Genomic DNA, 23167 nt, shown 5'->3' on the forward strand with positions numbered 1-23167 from the left:
CCCTTTATCAATACTATACGCTTTTCATCCGATTTATGCAACTATTTTTAGTTGCATTTTGCCCATATGATCACCCGTTATTGTAATTTAAAACGTGTATGAACAAAGGAGAGGCAACTCCCACCCCGGGAATCCCTCTCCTTCTCCATCTCCCCCTCACATCAGCGGCGCAAACAACCGCAGCGCCCTGCCCGCCGCCCGCTTAAAGAACGGATATCTCCGGCATTCCTCCAGCGTGACCGGTTTACATTTCGTGATGGTCGCCTGGAAGTCCCGCTCGATCTCCAGGACCACGGGATTCTTGTAAATATACGCGGCGCACTCAAAGTGCAGGTACAGACTGCGGAAGTCCAGATTGATAGTTCCCACCACCGCCTTGCTGTCGTCGCTGATAAATTCCTTTGCGTGCACAAATCCCGGCGTGTACTCATAGACCTTCACGCCGGCCTCGATTAACTCCGGGTAATAGGTCCTGGCCAGAAGGTACGCGTACAGCTTGTCGGGAATGTGGGGCATGATCAGGGTCACGTCCACGCCCCGCTTGGCTGCGAAACAAAGCGCGTTCTCCATCTCATCGTCCAGAATCAGGTAGGGCGTCATAATGTGCACATAGTCCTCGGCCTGATTCAGGATATCCAGATAGAGCTGCTCTCCCACCTGCTCGTTGTCCATGGGGCTGTCGCCGAAGGGGAGGACATAACCTTCCCCGCCCTCCACGGGCAGCGGCTCCCGCAGAAACGCCCGGTAGTCGTCCTGTTCCTTCTCGGTCACATTCCACATCTGCAAAAACATCATGGTAAAGCTGGTCACCGCGTCGCCCTTGATCATCACCGCCGTGTCCTTCCAGTGCCCGAAGCGCACCTTGGCGTTGATGTACTCGTCCGCCAGATTCACGCCGCCCGTAAACGCGGTGCGCCCGTCGATCACCACGATCTTGCGGTGATCCCGGTTGTTCTGGTAGGTGGACAGGGTGGGCTTTATGGGTGAGAACATCTTGCAGCGGATGCCCATTTTCTCCAGCTCCTTCGGGTAACCGTAAGGGAGCAGGATCAGGGAGCACATGCCGTCGTACATCACCCGGACCTCCACGCCCTCCTTCACCTTCTGCTCCAGAATTCCCAGAATCTGGTTCCACATCGTGCCGCGCTCGATGATAAAATACTCCATGAAAATAAATTCCTTCGCAGCCCGCAGCTCCCGCTTCAGCGCCTCAAACTTATCCTCCCCCAGGGGGAAATGGCAAACCGAGGTATTTTCATATACCGGAAAACCCGCCCAGCGGTTCATGTATCCGGCCAGCCGGAACTGGGACGGATCGTCTTTGGCCAGCCGGTCGGTGACAGCCGCGTTCTGGGTCAGGCAGGGCGCAGCCATTTTCCGGGTCATTTTCAGGCGCAGCTTCAAAATCCTGGTCCGCAGCTGCACGTGCATGAACAGGAAAAACAGCACGCCGAACACCGGAAATACCAGCACCGGGATGATCCATGCCATCTTAAAGCTGGCGTTCTCCCGGGCGTTTAAAATATAGATCACGGCGAAGGAAGTGATGATCAGCGCAAGTCCGTAGGCGTAAATCAGATAATCTCCCAACCAGCGGATCACTCCGAACAGGATCCCAACCTGAATCAGCAGGAACAAAATCACAAAGGCCGTCCGCCCAAACACGACGCGGAACAATCCGCGCAATTTCTTCATAAACGTTTTCTCCTTCCTCGCCGCCGTTTTTCCTTTGTCAGCCGGACGGTCAGTCCTCCAGAGCCTGGCGGATGTCCTCGATAATATCGTCCGCGCTCTCAAGCCCCACGCTGAACCGGATCATGGACGGGTCCACACCGGCTTCCACCAGCTGCTCATTGGTCAGCTGACGGTGGGTATGGCTGGCCGGATGGAGCACGGCCGTTCTGGAGTCCGCCACATGGGTCTCGATGGAGCACAGTTTCAACTTATCCATAAACTCCGCAGCGGCCTCCCTTCCCCCTTTCAGTCCAAAGGAGATCACGCCGCAGGTTCCGCCTGGCATATACTTCTGCGCCACCTGGTAATACTTGTCGCCGGGCAGTCCGGGATAACGCACCCATTCCACGTCCTCCCGGGACTGCAGATAGGCCGCGATCTTAAGCGCGCTCTCGCAGTGCCGCGGCATGCGCAGGTGAAGGGTCTCCAGGCCAAGATTTAACAGGAAGGAGTTCTGAGGGGACGGAATGGACCCCAGATCGCGCATGAGCTGGGCGGTGGCCTTCATAATATAAGCCATCTTTCCGAACCGCTCCGTGTACACGATGCCGTGGTAGGACTCGTCCGGCTCGGTGAGACCGGTGAAACGGTCGTGGTGGGCCTCCCAGTCGAAGTTTCCACTGTCCACGATGCAGCCTCCCACACAGGAGGCGTGGCCGTCCATGTACTTGGTGGTACTGTGGGTCACAATATCCGCTCCCCACTCAAAGGGACGGCAGTTGATGGGGGTGGCGAAGGTGTTGTCCACGATCAGCGGCACGCCGTGCTCATGGGCCACCTTGGCAAATTTTTCAAAATCCAGCACGGTCAGCGCAGGATTGGCGATGCTCTCGGCAAACAGCACCTTGGTGTTGGATTTGAACGCCGCGTTCAGCTCCTCCTCGGTGGAATCCGGGCTGACCAGCGTGCACTCCACGCCCATCTTGGGGAAGGTGACGGTGAACAGATTGGTGGAACCGCCGTAGATCGCGGAGGAAGCCACGATGTGATCTCCCGCCTGGCAGATGTTGAGCACCGCGTAAAAGTTGGCCGCCTGGCCGGAGGACGTCAGCATGGCTCCCACACCGCCCTCCAGCTCACAGATCTTCGCCGCCACCGCATCGCTGGTGGGGTTCGCCAGACGGGTGTAGAAATATCCGTTCTCCTCCAGATCGAACAGACGTCCCATCTGCTCGCTGGTGGTGTATTTAAATGTGGTGCTCTGGTAGATGGGAAGCTGACGGGGTTCCCCGTTTTTCGGCTCCCATCCTCCCTGTATGCAGATCGTGTCCAGTGAACGTTTCGTACTCATGCCAAATCCTCCTGTTGGTCGCTTTTTATATGTTTATTTTAACAAATTCCTCAGATGGTGATCAGATTGTACTCCCGGTTTCCCAGCCCAAGCTTCACGCCGTGGTCGATGCAGGTCTCCCAGTTGGTATCCGGGTGGGTGTCCTTAAAATGGTCGTGGTGGCAGTGCTCCTGCTCCGCCAGATAGCTGCCGTTGATCACGGGCTGGCGGTTGACCGCGTCCACGCAGGCCATATCCAGGGCCACCGGATCAAAGGAGGCGAATATACCCACGTTTGGCACAATGGCCGCGTCGTTCTCGGAATGGCAGTCGCAGTTGGGGGAAACATCCACCACCAGGCTCACATGGAAATGCGGGCGGTCCTTTAAAACAGCCCAGGTATATTCGGCAATCTTCTTATTTAAAATGTCGTTGGCCTCGTCGCACATGCTGTCCACCGCGTCCACGGGACATGCGCCGATGCAGCGGCCGCAGCCCACGCACTTGTTCACGTCGATGGAAGCCTTGCGGTCCTCAATGGTGATCGCCCCGTGAGCGCAGTTCTTTTTGCAGGAACCGCAGCCCACGCAGAGCTCCTGGTTCACAAAGGGCTTGCCGGCATTGTGCATCTCCATCTTTCCGGCTCTGGAGCCGCCGCCCATGCCCAGGTTCTTCAAAGCCCCGCCGAAGCCGGTGGACTCGTGTCCCTTGAAATGGGTCAGGGAAATGACGATGTCCGCATCCATCAGCGCCCGGCCGATCTTGGCCTCCTTCACATATTCCCCGTCGATGGGAACCAGCACCTCGTCCGTGCCCTTAAGGCCGTCGGCGATGATCATATGGCAGCCGGTGCAGAAGGGATTGTAGCCGTTCTCATAGGCTGCATCCAGGTGATCCAGGGCGTTCTTGCGCCGGCCCACATAGAGGGTGTTGCAGTCGGTGAGGAAGGGACGGCCGCCCTTGGAACGGATCAGGTCCACCAGCACCTTGGAATAATTGGGCCGCAGGTAAGCCAGATTCCCGGGCTCGCCGAAATGTATCTTGATCGCGGTAAATTTATTTTCAAAGTCCATGTCCATCATGCCGGCCTTTCTGACCAGCCTCTCCAGCTTCTGCAGGAGATTTTCCTGTAATGTGGTGCGCATGTTGGTGTAATATACGTTCGATACTGCCATGATATCCTCCTTTGGAATCGTTATAATCCATTATTATACTTCATCCGGAGCGGATATTCAATCTACATTTGGAAAAGCCTTCCGCGACTTTTAACATTTTTCTAACGCCCCTGGTTCTTGCAAAAAGCTTCGTCCCTGTGTTAAGCTATTATCGTTATACAGAGCTAACCGGAGCCGGGTCCCGGCTCCAACATTCTCATAGACGCACCAACTGTATTGGCGACGGACTGACCTTCGATCAATCGTCCATTTTTCCGTTTTCATGATTTGCTTCGGGTATGCGTGCAAATGCAACCCAATGTCCGCCCACAGCGGACCGCCTGCCTGCGCCAAAACCGGGAATGCCGGACTCCCGGTCCGCGCTCTGGGAACAGGCAAAATCCAGTTAATAGGAGGAATCTGTTTGAATAAAAAATTAAATGAAAAAATTTCCGAATCTCTCTCCTGTGTCCTGCCGGTGACCTGCATCGTGCTGCTTCTTTGTATCACGATCACCCCCATGCCGCTGGACCCCCTTATGCTGTTTCTGGCCGGGGCCGCCTTTCTGATCGTGGGTATGGGCTTTTTCACCCTGGGCGCGGACATGGCCATGATGCCCATCGGCGAACGGGTGGGCGCCAAACTCACCTCATCGGGGCGCCTGTCCCTGATCGCGTTGGCCTGCTTTATCATCGGTGCGGTGATCACCATGGCGGAACCGGACCTGAAAGTGCTGGCCAACCAGACCCCTGCCGTGCCGGACGCTGTGCTGATGGTCTCGGTTGCGGTGGGCGTTGGCATTTTTCTGGCCCTCGCCTTCCTGCGCAGCCTGTTCGGCTGGAGCCTGTCCCGGATACTGCTGGTCTGCTACGGCGTGCTGTTTCTTCTGACCGCCTTCGTGCCCGGCGATTTTCTGGCCGTGGCTTTTGACTCCGGCGGCGTGACCACAGGACCCATCACGGTTCCCTTTATCATGGCCCTGGGCGTGGGCCTGACCTCCGTGGGGCGCACCCGGGAGGGCGGGAGCAGCAGTTTCGGCCTGGTGGCCCTCTGTTCCGTCGGTCCCATCCTCTCGGTCATGCTGCTGGGTATGGCCTACAGCTCCTCCTCCGGCAGCTATACGCCCTTTACCATCCCGGAGATCGCCAACTCCCAGGACCTGTGGCTGGCCTTCCAGCGCCAGTTTCCCGAGTACGCTCTGGAAGTATTTTCCGCGCTCTTCCCCATCCTGCTGTTCTTTCTGATCTTCCAGGTCTTTTTTCTGCGGCTGCGCAGGCGGCAGGTGGTAAAGATCCTGGTGGGCATGCTCTACTCCTACATCGGCCTGACCCTGTTTCTCACCGGCGTCAACGTGGGCTTCATGCCCGCGGGGAATTACCTTGGAATGCAGCTGGCTTCCCTGCCCTACCGCTGGATCATGGTCCCGGTGGGTATGGTGATCGGCTACTACATCGTCAAGGCCGAGCCTGCAGTGCAGGTGCTCAACAAACAGGTGGAGGAGATCACCGGCGGCACGATTCCCGCCAAAACCATGATGCTGGGGCTCTCCGTTGGAATGGCCATCTCCCTGGGCCTGTCCATCTTCCGGGTGCTCACCGGTCTGCCCCTCTTGTACCTGCTGGCGCCGGGTTACGCCCTGGCCCTGGGGCTCTCCTTCGTGGTGCCGCCCATTTTCACCTCCATCGCCTTCGACTCCGGCGGCGTGGCCTCCGGCCCCATGACCGCCACCTTCCTTCTGCCCTTTGCCATGGGCGCCTGTGAAGCCGTGGGCGGCAACATCCTGACGGACGCCTTCGGAATCGTGGCCATGGTCGCCATGACGCCCCTGATCATCATTCAGCTGATCGGCCTGCTGTACAAGGTAAACGCAGGCAAGCCGAAACCCAGCCATACATCCCCCGCGCCCTCTGCCGCCGGGGAAATCATCGACCTAAACGAGGAGGAGCCAGCATGAGCCAAAACCGAATCCAATGGATCGCAGCCATTGTAGACCGAAAAAAGGGAACGGCAGCCGCAGAAATATTCCGCGAAATGGGCGCTGAGGTCCTGACCGTAATCCGCGGCCACGGCACCGCCAGCTCCCGGATCATGGACTGTCTGGGCCTTGACGAGCCGGAAAAAGAGATCGTCACCGGCATCGCCGGGCCGGGAGCTGCACCAGGCCTGTTTAACGCCTTAAAATCCCGGCTGAATTTTTCCCGCCCCGGAAAGGGCATCGCCTTCGCGGTTCCCTTATCCGGCGTCAGCGCCGCCATCTCCGGCCGCCTGGACCTCCAGGCCCCGGCCCCAAAGTCGAATACAGCACCAAACCATCCAAAGGAGGACCACGCCATGTCAAACCCAACCGCCTATGAACTGATCGCCGCCGTCATCGACGACGGCCTGTCCAACACCGTGATGGACGCCGCCCGCCTGGCCGGCTGCCGCGGCGGCACCCTGGTCAAGGCCCGTGAAACCGGCGGAGCCGCCTCCCGGACCCTGTTCGGCCTGACCATGGCCGAGGAGCGCGAAATCCTCTTCATCCTGGTCCCCTCCACGGACAAAAAAACCGTGATGAATGCCATCAGCCAGACCATTCTGCGCGAAACCGGAGACCACGGCACCGTGTTTTCCATGCCCGTGGACGCTGTGGCCGGGCTGGTACCGGAAGAGGCAGCGCAGTAAACCTGCGCAATCCACTGTTCCACGCACAAAATCGCCGCCTGGAAATCCATATTGCAGGATTTCCGGGCGGCGATATACAAATTTCATTATTCAGTCGTAATCTGCACTATGAGCACATCATACTTTCTCTCACAGCCTCTTTATAATCTCCTCCACATACTCCGCCGTCGTCGCGTTCCCCCCGATATCCGGCGTATTAAACGCCCCTTCCTCCAGCACGGTATCCACGCTCCTTCGGATCTTCGCCGCGCACTCCATCTGGCCAAGGTGCTCCAGCATCATGCAGGCGGACCAGAGCAGGGCCGTGGGGTTGGCGATCCCTTTGCCTGCGATGTCCGGGGCGCTGCCGTGTACGGCCTCGAACATGGCGAATTCCTCGCCCAGATTGCTGGAGGGCAGAAGCCCCAGACCGCCGATCAGGCCGCTGGCCAGGTCGGAGAGCATGTCCCCGTAGAGATTGGGCATCACCATCACGTCGAACTGCTGGGGATTCATGACCATCTGCATGCACACGTTGTCCACGATCTTGTCGTCCGCCGCAATCTCCGGGTAGGCCTCGCGGATCTCGTAGAAAATATCCCGGAACAGGCCGTCGGAGATCTTTAAGATATTGGCCTTGTGCACGCAGGTCACCTTCTTCCGGCCGTGGGCCCTGGCGTACTCGAAGGCGTCCCGGATGATGCGCTCGCTGGCCCTTCTGGTGATGAGCTTGGTGGCGTGCACGGTGTTCTCGTCTATCTTCTCCTCCACTCCCACGTACAGATCCTCGGTGTTCTCCCGGAAAATTACAATGTCCACATCCTGAAAGGGCGTTTTCACCGCATGGTTGCTCCTCGCCGGGCGGATATTGGCGTAAAGGTCGTATTTCTTGCGCAGGAACACATTGAGGGACCGGAAGCCCTTACCCACGGGCGTGGTGATCGGGGACTTTAAAAGCACCTTGTTGCGCTCCATGGATTCAAACGCAGCATTGGGAATCAGCTCCCCGTGGGCCTCGTACTCCGCCTCCCCAACATTGTAAATCTCATAGTCCAGTTCCGCGCCGGCCGCGTCCATAACGCGGATCACCGCATCCGTGATCTCCGGCCCGATTCCATCCCCTTTAAATACCGTAATTGTCTGTCTCATCGCTGTTTTCCTCCTACTGTCCTTCATCTGTTTTAATCCCCCCGGCCTTTTGCCGGATGGCGATCGCCTGCAGGCCGCGCTGGCGGCCCATCGCATCCAACTAAAAATGGGCAGACCGAATCCTCAGCCATGCCCCATTGCAAACCGCTGTTTAACACTATATAATAATTTTTTCTATTTGTCCAGTTTTTTCATTGTTGTTTTCACAACTTTTTAACTGTATTAATTGGTGTAAAGAACTCTGCCGTACGCCAACGGGTCCGGCAGAGTTCCTTTCGCATCTAACGAAAATGAGAAGATAACAAATTAACGGTTGCGGTTGTAGTTGATCAGGCAGCCCGCCTTCACAATCTCCCGCTCTTCGGCCGTCATGTCGGCAACGTAGAGGTCTAACTCCTTCACGGTATCGCCGATCACATATGCCTTGATGTGTTTCATATCGCCTTCCAGGGCCTTGCGGATTCCCGGAACGTAAATGTAGTCGCCCACCTCGAACTCGGGATCGGCTTCCATCTGGAAGGGGATCATACCCCAGTTCATCACGTTGGAGCGGTAGCGCTTAGTAGCGTATTCCTTACAGATATTCGCCAGGCCGCCGATCACACGCTGGCAGCTGGCAGCCTGCTCGCGGGCGGAGCCGTCGCCGGGTTTCACAGCGTAAACCATGCTTCCGATCTCCGTCTCTCCTGCCTTCACGTTCTCGCTTCCGGGGATGGTGCGGATGGTCTCAAATACGCCCTTTAACTCGGGAGCCAGGCCGGTCTCAGCCTCCTCTCCCTCGTTCACTCTGGCCTTCTCCAGCTGGTCCACAACCTTGGTTCTGCCCACGTACTCGGGATCACGTCTGGACAGGGTGAATTCTGCCAGTCCCAGGGGATTGGAGCGGAAGGAGGAGGTCTCGCCGGAGGGGATCAGCTCGTCGGTGGTGGTGACGGGATCCATGATCTTGGAGCAGACCTTCAACAGGATGTTGTCGGTCAGCGGGCTCATTTCCGGCCAATCCTTGATGTTGGGGCCGTAAATCAGCTCTTTCTCCGTCTCCGCCTTCTCGTAACCGAAGTATACGCGGTTCTTGTAGGAGCTATCGTCGAACTCATACTCCGGAATATTCCCCCAGCAGTCAAGTTCAGCCGCGGAGGTGAGCACGCCGCCCTTGGCAGCGGTAGCCGCGATGGAACGGGCGTCCATGAGGGCCACTGCGGACATCTGTCCGTTACCCGGCTTGGAGCCTTCGCGGTTGGGGAAGTTGCGGGTGGTGTGGCGGATGGAAAGTCCGTTGTGGCAGGGCGTGTCTCCGGCGCCGAAGCAGGGGCCACAGAACGCGGTGCGGATGATGGCTCCCGCCGCCATCAGGTCGGAGATGGCTCCCTTCTTCACCAGGTCGGCGAACACCGGCTGGGAGGAGGGGTACACGGCCAGGGAGAACTGGTCGCAGCCGCAGTCCTGTCCTCTTAAGGCGTTTGCCGCCTCGATCACGTTGGTGTAGTTGCCGCCCGCGCAGCCTGCGATGATTCCCTGCTGCACCATGAGCTTTCCGTCCTCCGTGATCTTATCCATCAGGGTGAAGGTGGATCTGCCGCCTGCGATCTTCTTGGCTTCCTCCTCCACGCCGTGGAGAATGTCCTTTAAGTTGGCGTTCAGCTCGTCGATCTCGTAGGCGTTGCTGGGATGGAAGGGCAGCGCGATCATGGGCTTCACGGTGCTCAAATCCACGTAAACGCAGCCGTCGTAGTAGGCAACATCCGCCGGGTTCAGCTCCTTGTAGGCGTCCTCTCTGCCGTGGGCCGCCAGGTAGCTTCTGGTGTCCTCGTCAGTTCTCCAGATGGAGGACAGGCAGGTGGTCTCGGTGGTCATCACGTCCACGCCGTTGCGGTAATCCGTGGTCATATGGGAGATGCCGGGGCCCACAAACTCCATCACTTTATTCTTCACATAGCCGTTCTTGAACACCGCACCGATGATAGCCAGGGCGATGTCCTGGGGTCCCACGTAGGGAGCGGGCTTGCCGTCCAGATAGATGGCGACCACGCCGGGACGGGCTACGTCGTATGTATCGCACAGAAGCTGCTTCACCAGCTCGCCGCCGCCCTCGCCGATGGCCATGGTGCCCAGCGCGCCGTAACGGGTGTGGCTGTCGGAGCCAAGGATCATTCTGCCGCAGCCGGCCATCATCTCGCGCATATACTGATGAATCACGGCGATGTGGGGGGGAACGTAGATTCCGCCGTACTTCTTGGCAGCGGAGAGACCGAACATGTGGTCGTCCTCATTGATGGTGCCGCCCACCGCGCACAGGGAGTTGTGGCAGTTGGTCAGAACGTAGGGGAGCGGGAACTTCTCCATACCGGACGCCTTGGCGGTCTGCACGATGCCAACAAAGGTGATGTCGTGGCTGGTCATGGAGTCGAATTTGATCTTCAGATTCTCCATGTTGCCGGATGTGTTGTGCTGCTCCATAATGGAGTAAGCCATCGTGCCCTTTCTGTCGCTCTCGCGGTCAGCTTCCCGTCCGGTCAGAGCCTTTACTTTCGCCGCTTCCGCTTCCGGAACGATCTCTTTACCGTTAACCAGGTAGACGCCCCCGTCATACAGTGATACCATAAAAATTTACCTCCTTATTTTTGCCCTTTTTCAATTCGGTACTTTTCTTTCTGATGATTCTAATATATACTATAAATAGTTTATAGGCAAATACTATATATCTTATAGCCTCTATAGAGTTTTCCTATACTTTTTCCGGCCTGTCCACAGCGCCGGTTACGGAGGAGGAATCACACCATGACCAGCAAGGAACTGATGTATGTAAAAACCATTGCGGAGGAGAAAACCATCTCCAAAGCAGCCCAGAAATTGTTCGTGGCCCAGCCCTCGCTGAGCCAGTCCTTACAGCGCATCGAGGAGGCCCTGGGCGCACGCCTGTTCAACCGCACGGCGGGCGGCCTGACCCTGACCTACGCCGGGGAGCGCTACTACCACATGGCCACTCAGATTCTGAAAATGTACCAGGACTTCGAGACCGAGGTCAGCGACATCAACAACCTGAAAACCGGGCGCATCCACGTGGGCATCACCAACCATCTGGGCACCATCGTGCTCTCCAGAGTTCTGCCCCTCTTCCACACCCTCTGTCCCAATGTGGAGGTATACGTGTCCGAGGAAAATTCCTGCGTTCTGGACCAGAAAATCCTCAGCGGGGAGCTGGATTTCGCGGTGATGCACGCCCCCGGCCGGGAGGATTTGCAGCCCCTGATCAATTATGAACGCCTGAAGGACGATCCCTTTCTCATCGTATTGTCAAAGGACCATCCCCTGGCCTCCCAGGGAAAGGCCGACCCGGACGCTCCCTACCCGGTGCTGGACCCCCGCCGCTTAAAGGACGAGCCCTTCATCATGCTCCACAAGCAGCAGCGCATCCGCCAGGTGGTGGACTACGTGTTGAAAAAGGCCCGCATCCAGCAGCCCCGCATCATCCTGACCCTGCGCAGCTACCAGACGGCCCAGCTTTTGGCCGCCCAGGGCCTTGGCGTCACCCTGGTGCCCACGGAGTACGCCAACTTCAGCCAGACAAGCTTCAATCCGGCCTTTCTCTCCATTCCCGCCAAGTACGAGGCGGGCTGGAGCATGTGCATCTCCACCTTAAAGAGCGGATTTCTCTCCCGGGCGGACCAGATGTTCATCTCCCTGGTACGGGAGCAGTTCGGGGACAAAGAGCCCGAGTCGCAGCCCTAGGGAAAGCAATTTTCAAACACACCCTAGTACTACAGCGAACAAGATAATTTCTTTTTACGGTGTGACAGGTAGGCACAATGATTCCTTTTTATGTGATAATATACAATTTTTTGCATACAGGAAGACGTGTACTCCATCATGCTATAGAACAACCTGACGACCATAGGCATTGTTAAAGGGACCCCCTTTTTTTAACGTTCTCTCGTATTTGGGTTGTAAACAGATGTGCGATCATTACAAATAGTATGTGACGTTTCCAGCCCGGATAGCTGCAACCCTCATAGTGGGTCATTCCAAGATAGCTTTTGCACTCCTCAAAGCATTGTTCGATTGGCCATCTTAGGGTTGCTGCACGGTCCAGCTCTGCACAGGGGATGTCTTGCGGAGCATTCGACACAAAATATTTGATGGTCCCATCCTCGTATTTACGGATATACAGCCAGACTTCTTTCCCCGGTTTTAAATAATTACGGTTTCCATCCTTACGGCAAGCGACAACGCGCAGCATGAATCTCTGTGCCAGGATGGGCCCCTTAGAACCTTCAGCCAGTGTTACCTGCTCCCATGGAGCAGCAGGATCTTCCGCTATGCTTTTGACACTGACTGGCTGTATCGTCCATATCGGATGTTTCTTTGGGCGGCCGCGGTTCTTGCCTGGTTCTGGGTTACATATCTGGGGCTGTTCCAGGAATACCTGTTCCTTTGCGTTTGTAGCCGCAAAATACCATACTTCTCCGGGCAGCTTCAGGCCATCCAAAAAGGCATGGTCACATCCATATGCAGCGTCACATCCGATCCATTGTGCCTGAAACCGTCCGGTTTCGAAGGCATGGTTGAGAAGGTTCTGGGCAATCTGGTTTTTTGTAAGGAAGCGCCGCTGTTCTGGGAGCCGGCATCTAGTACGCAGGTCCTGATGGGAGTCCTGGAACCATTCCTGGGGGATATAAAGCTCATAATCCACCAAACCGTATCCAGAGTCCCCGGCATAGGAAAGGAATACTCCAACCTGACAGTTTTCCCGTTTACCCAGTCTGCCACAGTATTGCCGCTTTACCCCAATGGAATGAGTCCCTTTCTTTACAAAGCTGGTATCATCAACAGAAAGCATTGAACCAGTGTGGTTTAGCTGGGCTGCCAGAAGCTGCTGGTAGGTATCAAGAATATCATCTTCCTTGAGTGGTGCACGTGTAAAAAACTGCTGCATGGGACGGACCGACTTTTCACCAGCTAGATGTAAAGCAATCGGTTCAATGGATTTACGGTCCAATGGACTAAGCAGCCCCCTGACAAAGTTTGCAAAATGTTTAGACTGTTTTTGAGAGGTAAAGGCGCAATCGTATTGATGCAGGTATGGCTCTAAGCATTGTTCAATTTCCTGGGTACTGTTTAGATCAACTGCCCACTGTTCTAATAGCCGTGGGTCGTATGCTGTATTTATCATCATAGTATCCACCCCCTTTTATTATATCAAAAACAGGGGGATATTTAAATAAAGTAATCAAAGTTCGCTGTAGTACTAGCGGCGGCGCCCGGCGTCCGGAAACCACTGTCCGCATAATTGAATTTTAAAATGGATCATGCTATGATTTGATCAGAAAACAAGTGATCACGGTTTCCGCGCAGCGGAAAAACCGGCCAGACGAAAGAAGGTATTATATGAATCCGAAACATGCGCAGTACATGCTCACGGTATATCAGGAGGGCAGCATCACCAACGCCGCCAAAAAGCTTTACGTCTCCCAGCCCTCTTTGAGCCAGATGATCAAGCTGGTGGAGTCCAATTTAGGCGCTCCCATCTTCAACCGCTCCACCGATCCCCTGACCCTGACCTACGCCGGGGAAAAATACATAGAAGCCGCCCAGAAGATTCTCACCATCAACGCCAACTTAGCCCGGGAGATCGAGGAGATCAACGACGAGGAGCACGGCAAAATCCGCCTGGGCATCCCCGTACAGCGCGGAATGCAGGTTCTCCCCTACGTGCTTCCCAAATTTTTCCAGAAATATCCCCATGTGGACATCGTGATCTCCGAGCACGGTTCCGCAGCCATCGACAAGCTGGTGTTAGACGGTTCGGTGGACCTGGCCTGCATGACCACGGTGCCCAAGCACGACGAACTGAACTACATCATCGTGGAACGGGAAGAGCTGGTGCTGTTGGCAAGCCGGAACACGGAGCTGGCCCGGCGGATCCCCAGCGGCACCCCCATCTCCATTCTGGAGGCCCGCAATGAGAAATTCGTCTCCAACAAGCACGGACACAGCGTCCGGGCGCTCCAGGACAGTTTATTCATCACCAACAACATCCAGCCCAAAATCATTCTGGAGACCATGAGCATCGAGATCGAAAAAAAGGTGGCCCTGGCCTGCGACGCGGTGACCATCTGCCCCTTAAACTACATTGAGAACACGGAGGAAATGCGCGCCCGCGCGGCCCTCTACCCGCTGAAAAACACGGAGAGCCTGCGCCACTGCTACATCTGCCACCGCAAGGAGCTCTATCTCACCCGGTATATGAAGGATTTCATCGACATCCTGCTGGAGGTGGAGAACCCCTTCCTGAAGGACAGTCCGCTACCCAAAAATCAGGCCCAGGACGGCTGCCAGTAGAATGGTCTTGGGCACGCTTAAGTGAAAACGGATCATGACCACCGCGGTGATCACGGCGATGAACACCATGTTCCACTGGACCAGGTTGTTGGCCAGCAGGATGGAGTGGCCCATGGTCAGCCCCACGGAGAACACCATACCCAGGCACACGGGCCGCACTCCGCTCATGGCGGACTCCAGCGCCGGATTGTCCTTCAGCTTGATAATGAACCTGGCCGCCAACATACACAGCGTGAGGGAGGGAACCATCACCCCCAGGCTGGCGGCCAGAGAACCGGCCAGGCCCGCGGTGCGCAGGCCCACGAAGGTGGCGCAGTTGATCCCCAGGGACCCGGGCGTCATCTCCGCGATGGCCACAATGTCCATCACCTCCCCCGAGGTCATCCAGCCGAAGCGCAGCACCTCGTCGTTGATCACCGGAACCATGGTGGTGCCGCCGAAGCTGAAAAAGCCGATTTTGAGGAAGGACCAAAAAAGCTGCAGATAGATCATCTGTGCCGCCCTCCTCTCTTCACGGCCAGGGCTAAAAGCCCGAAGACCGCCCCGCCAAGCACCACGAGAATTTTGTTCACCTTGGTGAAGGTACAGACAAACAGCGCGATCGCCGCCAGCACATAGCTGGATTTATCGGTCAGGGATTTCTCCCGCAGCCGCAGGGCCGCCCCCAGGATAATGGGGATCACCGCGCAGCGCACGCCGCCCAGGGCGCGGGCCACGATCACGTTGCTCTTAATCGCCGAATAGAAATATGTAACCACCGCGATGCTGATCAGGGCCGGCAGCGACAGCCCGAAGGCGGCCAGCACCGCACCCCAGAAGCCCGCCACCGTATAGCCGAAAATGACGGAGGTATTGATGATCATAATGCCCGGGAAGGACCTTCCCAGAGAGAGGAAATCGATCAGGTCCTCCTCCTCGATCCATCCCCTCCGGTCCACGAACTCCTCCTGCATCTGGGCTATAATCCCCCATCCTCCGCCGAAAGTGACGCAGCCCATCTTGAACATCACTATAAAAATCGTCAGAAGACGGTTCTCTTTTTTTCTTTCCGGCGCGCACGCCGCCTTTGCTTCCTGTGTGGTCTCCAATCCGCGACCCCTCTTTCCATCCGTATTTTTCCATTACCGGCCCCAAGGCCGCCGTTTTATCCATTATACCGCCAAACATGCTCTTTTTCACCCGTTTTTTGGCAAGGGGGACATATCTTTTTCCTTATATCCCGTATTGAAAAATGCTATATTGGCCGGCGGGCGGCCCAGAGGCAGAGGGTTGCAGTGCAGGACCGGCGGGCGCGGCGCAAACCGCCTAATCTCCCTGCCGCATGCCTCAACCCTCCCCTGGCGCCCCATTTAATAACAATAATAATGATACCCCGTCCGCAGATAAACGCCCTTTCCCTGCCGTCCACCCGACTGGAACACCACGTTCCCGGGCAGCACACTGCCGTTCTCCAGCAGCCACCTGGCGTTAGCCCAGTTGGCCTCGGTGGGCGTGCGGTAGTAGTTGCCGTCCCGGGTGCAGGAATACTGGCCCGGCTGGAACACCACGCCCCTGATGGTGCCCGGATACCGGCCACTGTTTCTGCGGTTTAATACCACGGAGCCGATGTAACGCTGCTCGTCGTCGGGACAATTCTGGGCCTCCCCGCAGATCACGTGGGCCAGCACGTAAAGGTCCTCCTCAGTCCAGCCCTGGACAGCGCCGTACCCCGTCATCTGCCCGGAAGCGGCGCTCCCCGGCCCTTCGCAGATCTCCACCCTTCCTTCCGGCGCGGTCTCCAGCGCCGTCTCCATGCCCGGCCCGCCGAACTTCACGTAGATCACGCCAGGGCCGTTTACGCTGGCCACCGCCTCCGGGGCCATAGCCTGAATTTCCTGGGCCTGAACCGTTGTCGCCATAACCGCCGCCGCAAACAGGGCCGCCGCTGCAATCTGTTTCAATTTATTAAACATAAAAAAATCCTCCTATTGGATTTGCATTCGCATCTCTTCAAAGAGGATTTTATCCATTTTTTCACTAATTATTACAAAAAGGTTACAAAATGATTAACTAATGCCGTCCGTCCATCCTCAACCGCGCCGCGATCTCCCTTAGCCTTGGCAGCGCGGCGTCAAAAAATCGCTTGTAAGCCGGGCAGAAATAGTTCTTCCCCAACGCCCCGTCCGGCCCGATTTCCCGGTTCCTGCGGCAGCCGCCCCGGCAGAGACGAAAGTAAGGGCAGGTCCGGCACTCCGCGTCCGGCTCCAGGGAAGCCTGCACAAAACCCGACTCCCTGCCGCCCTGCTCCAGCTCCTCCACCGTGTTCTCCAGGAAATTCCCCATCCGGTAGCGGTCCAGCACATAGAAGTCGCAGGGATAGACCGAGCCGTCGGCCTCCACCACGTACTGGAGGCTGCAGCGCCCCCTCTGCTCGCAGGACTCCGGCTCATAACCCAAAAGCAGAGCCACGTAGTTCTCGAACTGCCGGATGTAGGGCTGCCTGCCCTTCTGCAAATCCAGATACCACAGGTCGAAAAGCCGGATCAGAAAGTCCCCGTAGCGCTCCGGCGTCAGGGAATAATCCCGCCCTCCCGCCGGCTCCCCCATGGGGTCTAAGCAGGCGATGTACTGCTGGTAGCGGAAATGATTTTTCGCGTAAAAGGCGTATATCTTGTCCGCCCGCTCTGCGGTGGCCCGGTTCACCACGGTTAGAATATTGTACTCCACAGAAAAGCGCTCAAACAAGGCGATGGTCTTCATCACCGCCTCGAAGGTGCCCCCTCCGTCCGGCCCCACCCGGCAGGCGTCGTGGGTGTATTTGTTCCCGTCCAGGGAAACGCCCACGAGAAAATGGTTTTCCGCAAAAAAAGCGGCCCAGGCCTCATCCAGGCCGAAACCGTTGGTCTGGATGGCGTTGGAAATCTGCACCCCCTTGCGGTTGTGCTTCTCCTCCAGGCGAATCAGCTCCCGGAAGAAATCCAGGCCCGCCAAAGTGGGCTCCCCGCCCTGGAAGGTGAACCCACAGGACCGGTCCGCGTAGGCCAGGCTTTTCTCCACCACCGCCTCCAGGGTCTCCAGGGACATGATCCCATAGTTGGCCGTGCTGCGGAGGCTCATCTCATCCTCGTAAAAACAATATCTGCACCGCAGGTTGCAGGAACCTGAGGCGGGTTTGATCAAAAGCTGTATGGGCGGCATGGCCGTGTCCTCCTTTGTCTGTCCTTAAAACTCGTTTATACCGACACCCCAGTTATCCTGAACGCCCGCTCATCCCGTCCCTCCGGTCCGTCCTCCCCGCTCCGTCCCTCCGATCCGCCGGATTGACCGCCCCTCATAGATGCGCGGTTCGAACACATAGCTGTAGCCGTTGTCCGCGTACTCATGGTTCTCGATCATCCGCAGCAGGCGGCTCCCCACCTGCTGGCCCATCTGGTAGCCCGGGTGCACGGAGCAGGTGATCCCCGCCTCCTCCCAGTCGCTGCCGGAGTAGTCGAAACAGACCAGGGAGTAGTCCTCCGGCACCCGCTTGCCCGACTCCTCCATGGACCGCCGCACCGCCTGGAGAATCATGAAATTGCAGCAGACGATGGCCGTGCATTTGGGCAGCCCCTTCAGGAACTTCCCAACTTCCTTGTAAAAGCCCGGGCTGTGGGCCTCGTTGGACACGCACCACTTCACATAGTCGTCGTCGAACTCCACCCCGTACTTGCGCAGGGCCGTCACGTAGCCCCGGAATTTCTCAATACTCTGGTAATTGTCGTACACGAAAATCCCCGCGATGTGCTTGTGCCCCGCCCGGGCCAGAAGGCCCAGAAGCTCCAGGGCGCATTTCCAGTCGTTGTTGATCACCCGGGGATATTTCAGTTCCTTGTAATAGTTGTTGTAAAAGATCACCGGTATCTTCTTCTGGTAAATATACCGGTAGCAGTCCAGATTCGGGTTCAGCAGGCTGGCCTTCACGCCGTCCACGATGAACCCGTCGTAATCCTGGTAGGCCACCACGTTCAAGCAGTTGCGCTCGCTGGAAAACTTGTTGTCCGTGAAAAACAAATGGAGGTCCGCCTGCTTCTCCCGCATGACGTTGCGGATGCCGCTTATGAGCCCGGAGTTGGCGTTGGCGTCCTGGCCCTGTAAAATAAGCCCGATTTTAACACAGGCGGGAGCGTTGCCCATCTCCCTGGACAACGCCACCGCCTTATTGATATAGGTTCCGCTTCCCCTGACCTTGTAGACAAGTTCCTCCCTCGCCAGCCGGTCCAATGCCTGGCGCACCGTCTCCCGGCTCACGTCCAGCCGCATGCAGATCACATGCTCGGACGGCAGCTTTAAGTTGGCAGAAAACTTGTTCTCGTCGATATAGGCGCGAATCCAGTTGTATACCTGATCCGATTTTCGTCCCAGAGCGCTCATGCCCACCTCATTCCCGCAGAATCTCCCTATTCCCCGTCGATGATGCGGGGCCTGGCGCCCTCCGCCCGGTAAATCCAGTCCAGAAGCTTTCCTCTCAGCTCCTCCTTCACCGCCCCCATGGACGGGTCGGCCGCCCGGTTATTTAACTGGAAGGGGTCCGTCCTCATGTCGTAGAGGAAGTCGTCCGCGTACACCTCGGCGGCCGCGGCCTCCCCGCCGTTCACCCCCGGCGCGTACACCGCGTACAGGTAGTCGGGGGTGCGCACCGCCCGGCCCACGCGGCTCTCGGATATCTGCATATAGACCTCGTCAGGTCTATTATCAGTCTTTCCCAACGCCACGTCAAGCAGATTTTCCCCGATCATCCGGCCGCCCACGTCCACCCCGGCCAGGGCCAGAATGGTCTTTGGCAGGCTCTCCGTGCTCACCAGCTCCTTCACCGTCTTTCCGCCCTTAAAGGGGCCTCCCGCGATCACCAGGGGCACGTGGGCCGCCGCGTCGTGGCAGGAGCGTTTGTAGTCGTCGTAACCGTTCAGATGGCCGTCCAGGTTGCGGGTTCGGAAGTGGGAACCGTGGTCCGAGGCGAAAATGATCACGGTGTCGTCGTAAATCCCCTCGTCCTTAAGCTTCTGCACCAGACGGCCCAGATTCTCGTCCAGGCTGGCGCAGGCCCCCAGGTAGTCCGGGTATTCCTCCGCGCTGTCCCCCTTCAGGGCCTCCAAATCCCCCGGCAGCACAAAATTGCCAAACCGCTGCCTGGAGCCCTCCGGCCCCTCGTAGTGCTTCCGGTCGTTCTGGTGGTGGGGTTCGATGTGGGAAATCGTCATAAAAAACGGCTTCTCCTTATCCCGCACCTTAAAGAAATCCAGGGCCAGGTCCGTGATACAGTCCACCCGGTAGCCCTTAAAATCCACCCGGTTATCATGTTCGTCGAACACGTACCCGTCGTAGCCGTGGGAGGTGAACTCCAGCACGTCCGCCGCCCGCCAGTACCCGGTGTAGCCGCCCCGCAGCTCCCGCGGAACAGCGGTCACGGTGTGGTCGATGCGCGGCGGCTTCTCCAAGTCCCCGTCGCTGGCCAGATGCCATTTCCCGATGTAGGCGGTCTCATAACCCGCCTCCTCGATGTAATCGGCCAGGGTCTTCACATTTCCCGGCAGCATGATATTGTTGCGGAAACACCCCGTCTCCGTGGCGTAGCGCCCAGTCTGGAACAGCGCCCGGCAGGGGCCGCAGACCGGCTGTGGCGAGAAGGCCATGTCGAACTTGACTCCCTCCCCGGCCAGGCGGTCCAGGTTGGGCGTGATGTCAAGGGGCTGCCCAAAGCAGCCGCAGGTGTCCGCCCTCTGCTGGTCCGTGAAATAAAAGATAATATTGTATGCCATGTCCTACTCCCCCTTCCCCGCGCTGCGTTCCCGTATCTTGCTCTTGATGATCATCGCCACCGCCGCCGTGATCAGCACCAGGAAGGCGATGCAGTAACCGCTGCTCACAAAGATCGACAATCTGCCCTCGGACAGCAGCAGGGCCCGCCGGAAATTGGTCTCCGTCATATTTCCCAGCACCAGCCCCAGAAGAATGGGCACCGTGGGGAAATCCAGCTTGTAGAGCGTCCAGGCGATCACCGCGAACACCAGGATCACCGCCACGTCAAAATAGGACTTGTTGACCGAGTACGCCCCGGCGAAGCAGAAAATCACGATGATGGGCGTCAAAATCTCCTGCGGGATGGACACCACCTTGGCGAACAGCTTCGTCAGATACTTTCCCTGGATCAGCATGAACAGGTTCACAAACAGCAGACCGATCATAATCGCGTACATGATATCGCCCTGGGTGGTGAACAGGCTCAGCCCAGGGTTGAGTCCGTTGATCATCAGCGCCGACAGCATGATGGCCACGCAGCCGTCCCCCGGGATTCCCAGCGTCAGAAGGGGGATCAGGGTCGCGCCGGTCACTGCGTTGTTGGCGCTCTCAGCGGCGGCGATGCCCTCCACCGAGCCGTGGCCGAACTCCTCCTTGTGCCGGGAAATGGCCTTGGCCCGGTCGTAGCTGAACCAGGACGCCATGGAAGCGCCGGTGCCCGGGATGATTCCGATGATGGTTCCGATGATGGAGGACAACAGCACGGGCGGCAGCATCCGTTTATACTCGCTCTTTGTGATGGTCCCGTCGTCCTTGATCCGCTCCGTGTCCAGCACAAGCCGCCCCGGCTTCTTCTCCGCCTTCTTTAATATCTCGATCAGCGCGAACAGGCCGATCAGGCAGATGGCCAGGTCCAGCCCCATGTAGAGTCTGGGGATTCCAAAGGTAAAGCGGTCGTAGCTGGTCAGCGGGTCAGAACCGATACAGGAGATGAACAGGCCGATGCAGGCGGAAATGATCCCCTTGATCATGCTCTTTCCCGAGATGCCCGCGATGATGGTCAGACCGAACAGGCAGACCAGGAAATATTCCGCGGTTCCCAGCTGGGCCGATACCCGGGCCACCTGGGGCGCCAGAAACAGCAGCATCAGGGCGGAGAAAATACCGCCGAAGGTGGAGGCGTACAGGGCGATTTTTAACGCCGCCTTGGTTCTGCCCTTCTGGGACAAGGGATGGCCGTCCAGCATGGTGGTAGCCGCGTGGGGCGTCCCCGGAGTGTTGATCAGGATGGCGGAAACGCTGCCGCCGTAGCCGCCCGCGCAGTAGATTCCCAGCAGAAACATCATGCCGGGGATGGCCGTCATCTTGTAGGTAAACGGCAGAAACAGGATGATACACAGGATCACCGTCAGGCCCGGAATGGCCGCGAACACGGAGCCGATAAACACGCCCAGGTTGATCCAGAGGAAATTTTCCAGCGTAAACAGCATTTTAAGCGCCGGAAGAATAAACTGCGACATAAAAATCCCCCTCTCTAAAACCGGACGCCAAGGCCGAAGCGGAACGCCGCCCAGATGAGCACCGCCATGCCGATGGTAATCCCGTAATACAGCTTCTTTTTACAGCGGAAATAGACCAGAAACGCCACGGCGCAGAACACCGCGCCCGCCACAAACAGATCGGTCCATTTGCAGATCAGATAGGCCGCGATCAGGATGCCCAGGATGATCAGGGCCTTGACCTCGGTCAGCAGATTGATGGTGCAGGTGTGAAGCGGCTCCTTCTTCGCCAGCTTGATCAGATTCTGGATCAACAGCAGGGCGCAGCAGACGATCATCAGCCACATGAGCATGGCGGGGAACTGCCGCCCGTTTACCACGTCCGCCTCCGACACCGGCACCTGCCCCGGCATCAGATAAAGGATCAGAGCCGCCAGAATCAGAAACAGCGCCGCCCCCAGCAGGTCCGTGGGCACCGTGATCTCCTTCCTTCGCAGCCGCCCGGCGATCTCATCCAGCCTGGCCTCCAGACCCTTTCCGGTTTTCTCTTGGATTTTCATGGTCAAATCCCTCCAATCTCAAAGATGGCGCAGGCGGATATTTTCCCTGCGCCATCTCCAATTACTCACAGCCGCATATCAGCCGTTTTCCTACTGAACCACGATATCACGGTACTCGTTTACGATGTTCTGCACGTTCTCGATGTGCTCTTTCACCTGCTCTCCGGTCATGGTGTCAACCTCCAGCAGCATGGTGTCTGCCAGCCAGTCCGCCACTTCCTTATCCGCCAGAATCTTGTCGTAGAGCTCCTTTAACTCCGCCACCTTCTTGGCGTCCGTTCCCTTGCGGGCCAGGATGAAGCAGCGGTTGCGGAAATAGGGGTAGCCGTGCTTTCCAACGCCCTCCACTCCGGCGAAGGGACCGTCGGAGATGTCCTCTCCGTCAAAGGCGCAGACGATGGAAGCGCCCTTCTGCTGCCAGGTTTCCAGAATCTGGGACTGATGGGACACGGCGAAATTGGTCTCGCCCTTGGCTACGGCCTGGGCCGCCTCCGCCGCGGAGCTGTAGGCCACCAGCTTCATCTGGCCGCCGTAGCCCATTGCGCCGAACAGGGACGCCGCTAAAAACGCCTCGGAGCCGGTAGCGCCGTTGACAGCCACCGTCACCTGGTTCCCCGCCTTCATGTATTCCTCCAGGCTGCCGATGGAGTCGATCCCCAGCTTGGCGTCCGCGGACATCACGAACACGGAGGAGTAAAGGTTTTCCACAAACTCAAAGTCGTCGTATGTAAACTGCATCTTCGCCGGGTCCAAAATGGAGGTGATGGAGAACAGTCCCTCCCCCGCGAACACCAGCTTGGGATCATTGGCCTTGGTCCCGGCCACCCAGGTGTTCACCGTGGCCGCATCCCCCTTCACCGCGTCTGCCACCAGAATGATCTTCTCCGAGTACGTGTTGGAGAGCGCGGCCGCCTTCTGGCTCACCATCGCCGCCACGCCGGAGGGGGCCCAGGGACATGTGACGGTCCACGTCGTCGTCTTGCTGCCGCAGCCGGCCAGCGCGGCCGCCGCCATCGTCATTGCCAAACCGATTGCCAATACTCTCTTTTTCATCAATACACGCTC

19 protein-coding genes are annotated in these 23167 nt (G+C 57.6%); 4 read left to right on the plus strand and 15 right to left on the minus strand.

What is annotated here, in order from left to right; all coding sequences use genetic code 11:
* Positions 1–156: 156 nt before the first annotated feature.
* Genes cls through ACK2JC_RS01085 form a run of 3 tightly spaced genes read right to left on the minus strand, consistent with a single transcriptional unit; the run spans position 157 to position 4179 of the window.
* Entirely contained in the window at positions 157–1695 is a 1539-nt protein-coding gene (gene cls / locus ACK2JC_RS01075; protein ID WP_368271805.1) for a cardiolipin synthase, read from the minus strand.
* 49 nt (positions 1696–1744) lie between these two features.
* A complete protein-coding gene (locus tag ACK2JC_RS01080; protein WP_092360389.1) occupies positions 1745–3025 on the minus strand; it encodes an O-acetylhomoserine aminocarboxypropyltransferase/cysteine synthase family protein in 1281 nt (426 codons plus the stop codon).
* Between the two features lie 50 nt (positions 3026–3075).
* The gene (locus tag ACK2JC_RS01085; protein WP_092360388.1) at positions 3076–4179 is read right to left on the minus strand and encodes a DUF362 domain-containing protein; all 1104 of its coding nucleotides are present in this window, start codon (positions 4177–4179) and stop codon (positions 3076–3078) included.
* A 403-nt stretch (positions 4180–4582) separates the two neighbouring features.
* Here ACK2JC_RS01085 and ACK2JC_RS01090 point away from each other — a divergent pair, with 403 nt between their 5' ends.
* Positions 4583–6112 carry a DUF1538 domain-containing protein gene (locus ACK2JC_RS01090; RefSeq protein ID WP_320936491.1) on the plus strand — a complete coding sequence of 510 codons (1530 nt, stop codon included), beginning with the start codon at positions 4583–4585 and terminating at the stop codon, positions 6110–6112.
* Entirely contained in the window at positions 6109–6822 is a 714-nt protein-coding gene (locus tag ACK2JC_RS01095; RefSeq protein ID WP_320936492.1) for a P-II family nitrogen regulator, read from the plus strand. The genes ACK2JC_RS01090 and ACK2JC_RS01095 overlap by 4 nt, the downstream gene beginning before the upstream one ends.
* A gap of 129 nt (positions 6823–6951) precedes the next feature.
* Here ACK2JC_RS01095 and ACK2JC_RS01100 read toward each other — a convergent pair whose 3' ends face one another.
* Entirely contained in the window at positions 6952–7950 is a 999-nt protein-coding gene (locus ACK2JC_RS01100; protein WP_320936493.1) for an isocitrate/isopropylmalate dehydrogenase family protein, read from the minus strand.
* 306 nt (positions 7951–8256) lie between these two features.
* Positions 8257–10551: a hydratase gene (locus ACK2JC_RS01105; protein ID WP_320936494.1), complete on the minus strand. Its 2295-nt coding sequence runs from the start codon at positions 10549–10551 to the stop codon at positions 8257–8259.
* 177 nt (positions 10552–10728) lie between these two features.
* Between ACK2JC_RS01105 and ACK2JC_RS01110 the strand changes: the two genes are divergently transcribed.
* Positions 10729–11679 carry a LysR family transcriptional regulator gene (locus ACK2JC_RS01110; RefSeq protein ID WP_118755432.1) on the plus strand — a complete coding sequence of 317 codons (951 nt, stop codon included), beginning with the start codon at positions 10729–10731 and terminating at the stop codon, positions 11677–11679.
* A gap of 172 nt (positions 11680–11851) precedes the next feature.
* Here ACK2JC_RS01110 and ACK2JC_RS01115 read toward each other — a convergent pair whose 3' ends face one another.
* A complete protein-coding gene (locus tag ACK2JC_RS01115) occupies positions 11852–13123 on the minus strand; it encodes an IS701 family transposase (protein ID WP_368275013.1) in 1272 nt (423 codons plus the stop codon).
* 212 nt (positions 13124–13335) lie between these two features.
* Here ACK2JC_RS01115 and ACK2JC_RS01120 point away from each other — a divergent pair, with 212 nt between their 5' ends.
* On the plus strand, positions 13336–14289 hold the full coding sequence (locus ACK2JC_RS01120; protein ID WP_092360383.1) for a LysR family transcriptional regulator: 954 nt from the start codon (positions 13336–13338) through the stop codon (positions 14287–14289).
* Here the strand turns inward: ACK2JC_RS01120 and ACK2JC_RS01125 are convergent.
* The 9 genes from ACK2JC_RS01125 to ACK2JC_RS01165 all read right to left on the minus strand — a co-directional run bounded on the left by ACK2JC_RS01125 (position 14254) and on the right by ACK2JC_RS01165 (position 23155).
* The gene (locus tag ACK2JC_RS01125; RefSeq protein ID WP_092360382.1) at positions 14254–14781 is read right to left on the minus strand and encodes a chromate transporter; all 528 of its coding nucleotides are present in this window, start codon (positions 14779–14781) and stop codon (positions 14254–14256) included. The two genes, ACK2JC_RS01120 and ACK2JC_RS01125, sit on opposite strands and share 36 nt — an antisense overlap.
* On the minus strand, positions 14778–15377 hold the full coding sequence (locus ACK2JC_RS01130) for a chromate transporter (RefSeq protein ID WP_092360381.1): 600 nt from the start codon (positions 15375–15377) through the stop codon (positions 14778–14780). The genes ACK2JC_RS01125 and ACK2JC_RS01130 overlap by 4 nt, the downstream gene beginning before the upstream one ends.
* A 261-nt stretch (positions 15378–15638) precedes the next feature.
* Positions 15639–16241: a cell wall hydrolase gene (locus ACK2JC_RS01135; protein ID WP_320938031.1), complete on the minus strand. Its 603-nt coding sequence runs from the start codon at positions 16239–16241 to the stop codon at positions 15639–15641.
* Between the two features lie 97 nt (positions 16242–16338).
* Complete coding sequence (locus tag ACK2JC_RS01140; protein WP_320938030.1) at positions 16339–17466, minus strand: anaerobic sulfatase maturase; 1128 nt, start codon at positions 17464–17466, stop codon at positions 16339–16341.
* A gap of 69 nt (positions 17467–17535) precedes the next feature.
* Complete coding sequence (locus ACK2JC_RS01145) at positions 17536–18678, minus strand: GntR family transcriptional regulator (RefSeq protein ID WP_320938029.1); 1143 nt, start codon at positions 18676–18678, stop codon at positions 17536–17538.
* 26 nt (positions 18679–18704) lie between these two features.
* Complete coding sequence (locus ACK2JC_RS01150; protein WP_320938028.1) at positions 18705–20063, minus strand: sulfatase-like hydrolase/transferase; 1359 nt, start codon at positions 20061–20063, stop codon at positions 18705–18707.
* A gap of 3 nt (positions 20064–20066) precedes the next feature.
* Entirely contained in the window at positions 20067–21563 is a 1497-nt protein-coding gene (locus tag ACK2JC_RS01155) for a tripartite tricarboxylate transporter permease (RefSeq protein WP_302325821.1), read from the minus strand.
* Between the two features lie 14 nt (positions 21564–21577).
* On the minus strand, positions 21578–22102 hold the full coding sequence (locus tag ACK2JC_RS01160) for a tripartite tricarboxylate transporter TctB family protein (RefSeq protein WP_320938027.1): 525 nt from the start codon (positions 22100–22102) through the stop codon (positions 21578–21580).
* A 90-nt stretch (positions 22103–22192) separates the two neighbouring features.
* Complete coding sequence (locus tag ACK2JC_RS01165) at positions 22193–23155, minus strand: hypothetical protein (protein ID WP_320938026.1); 963 nt, start codon at positions 23153–23155, stop codon at positions 22193–22195.
* Positions 23156–23167: the final 12 nt, after the last annotated feature.

It is taken from the genome of Enterocloster lavalensis, from assembly GCF_046603895.1.
GTDB lineage: Bacteria > Bacillota > Clostridia > Lachnospirales > Lachnospiraceae > Enterocloster > Enterocloster lavalensis.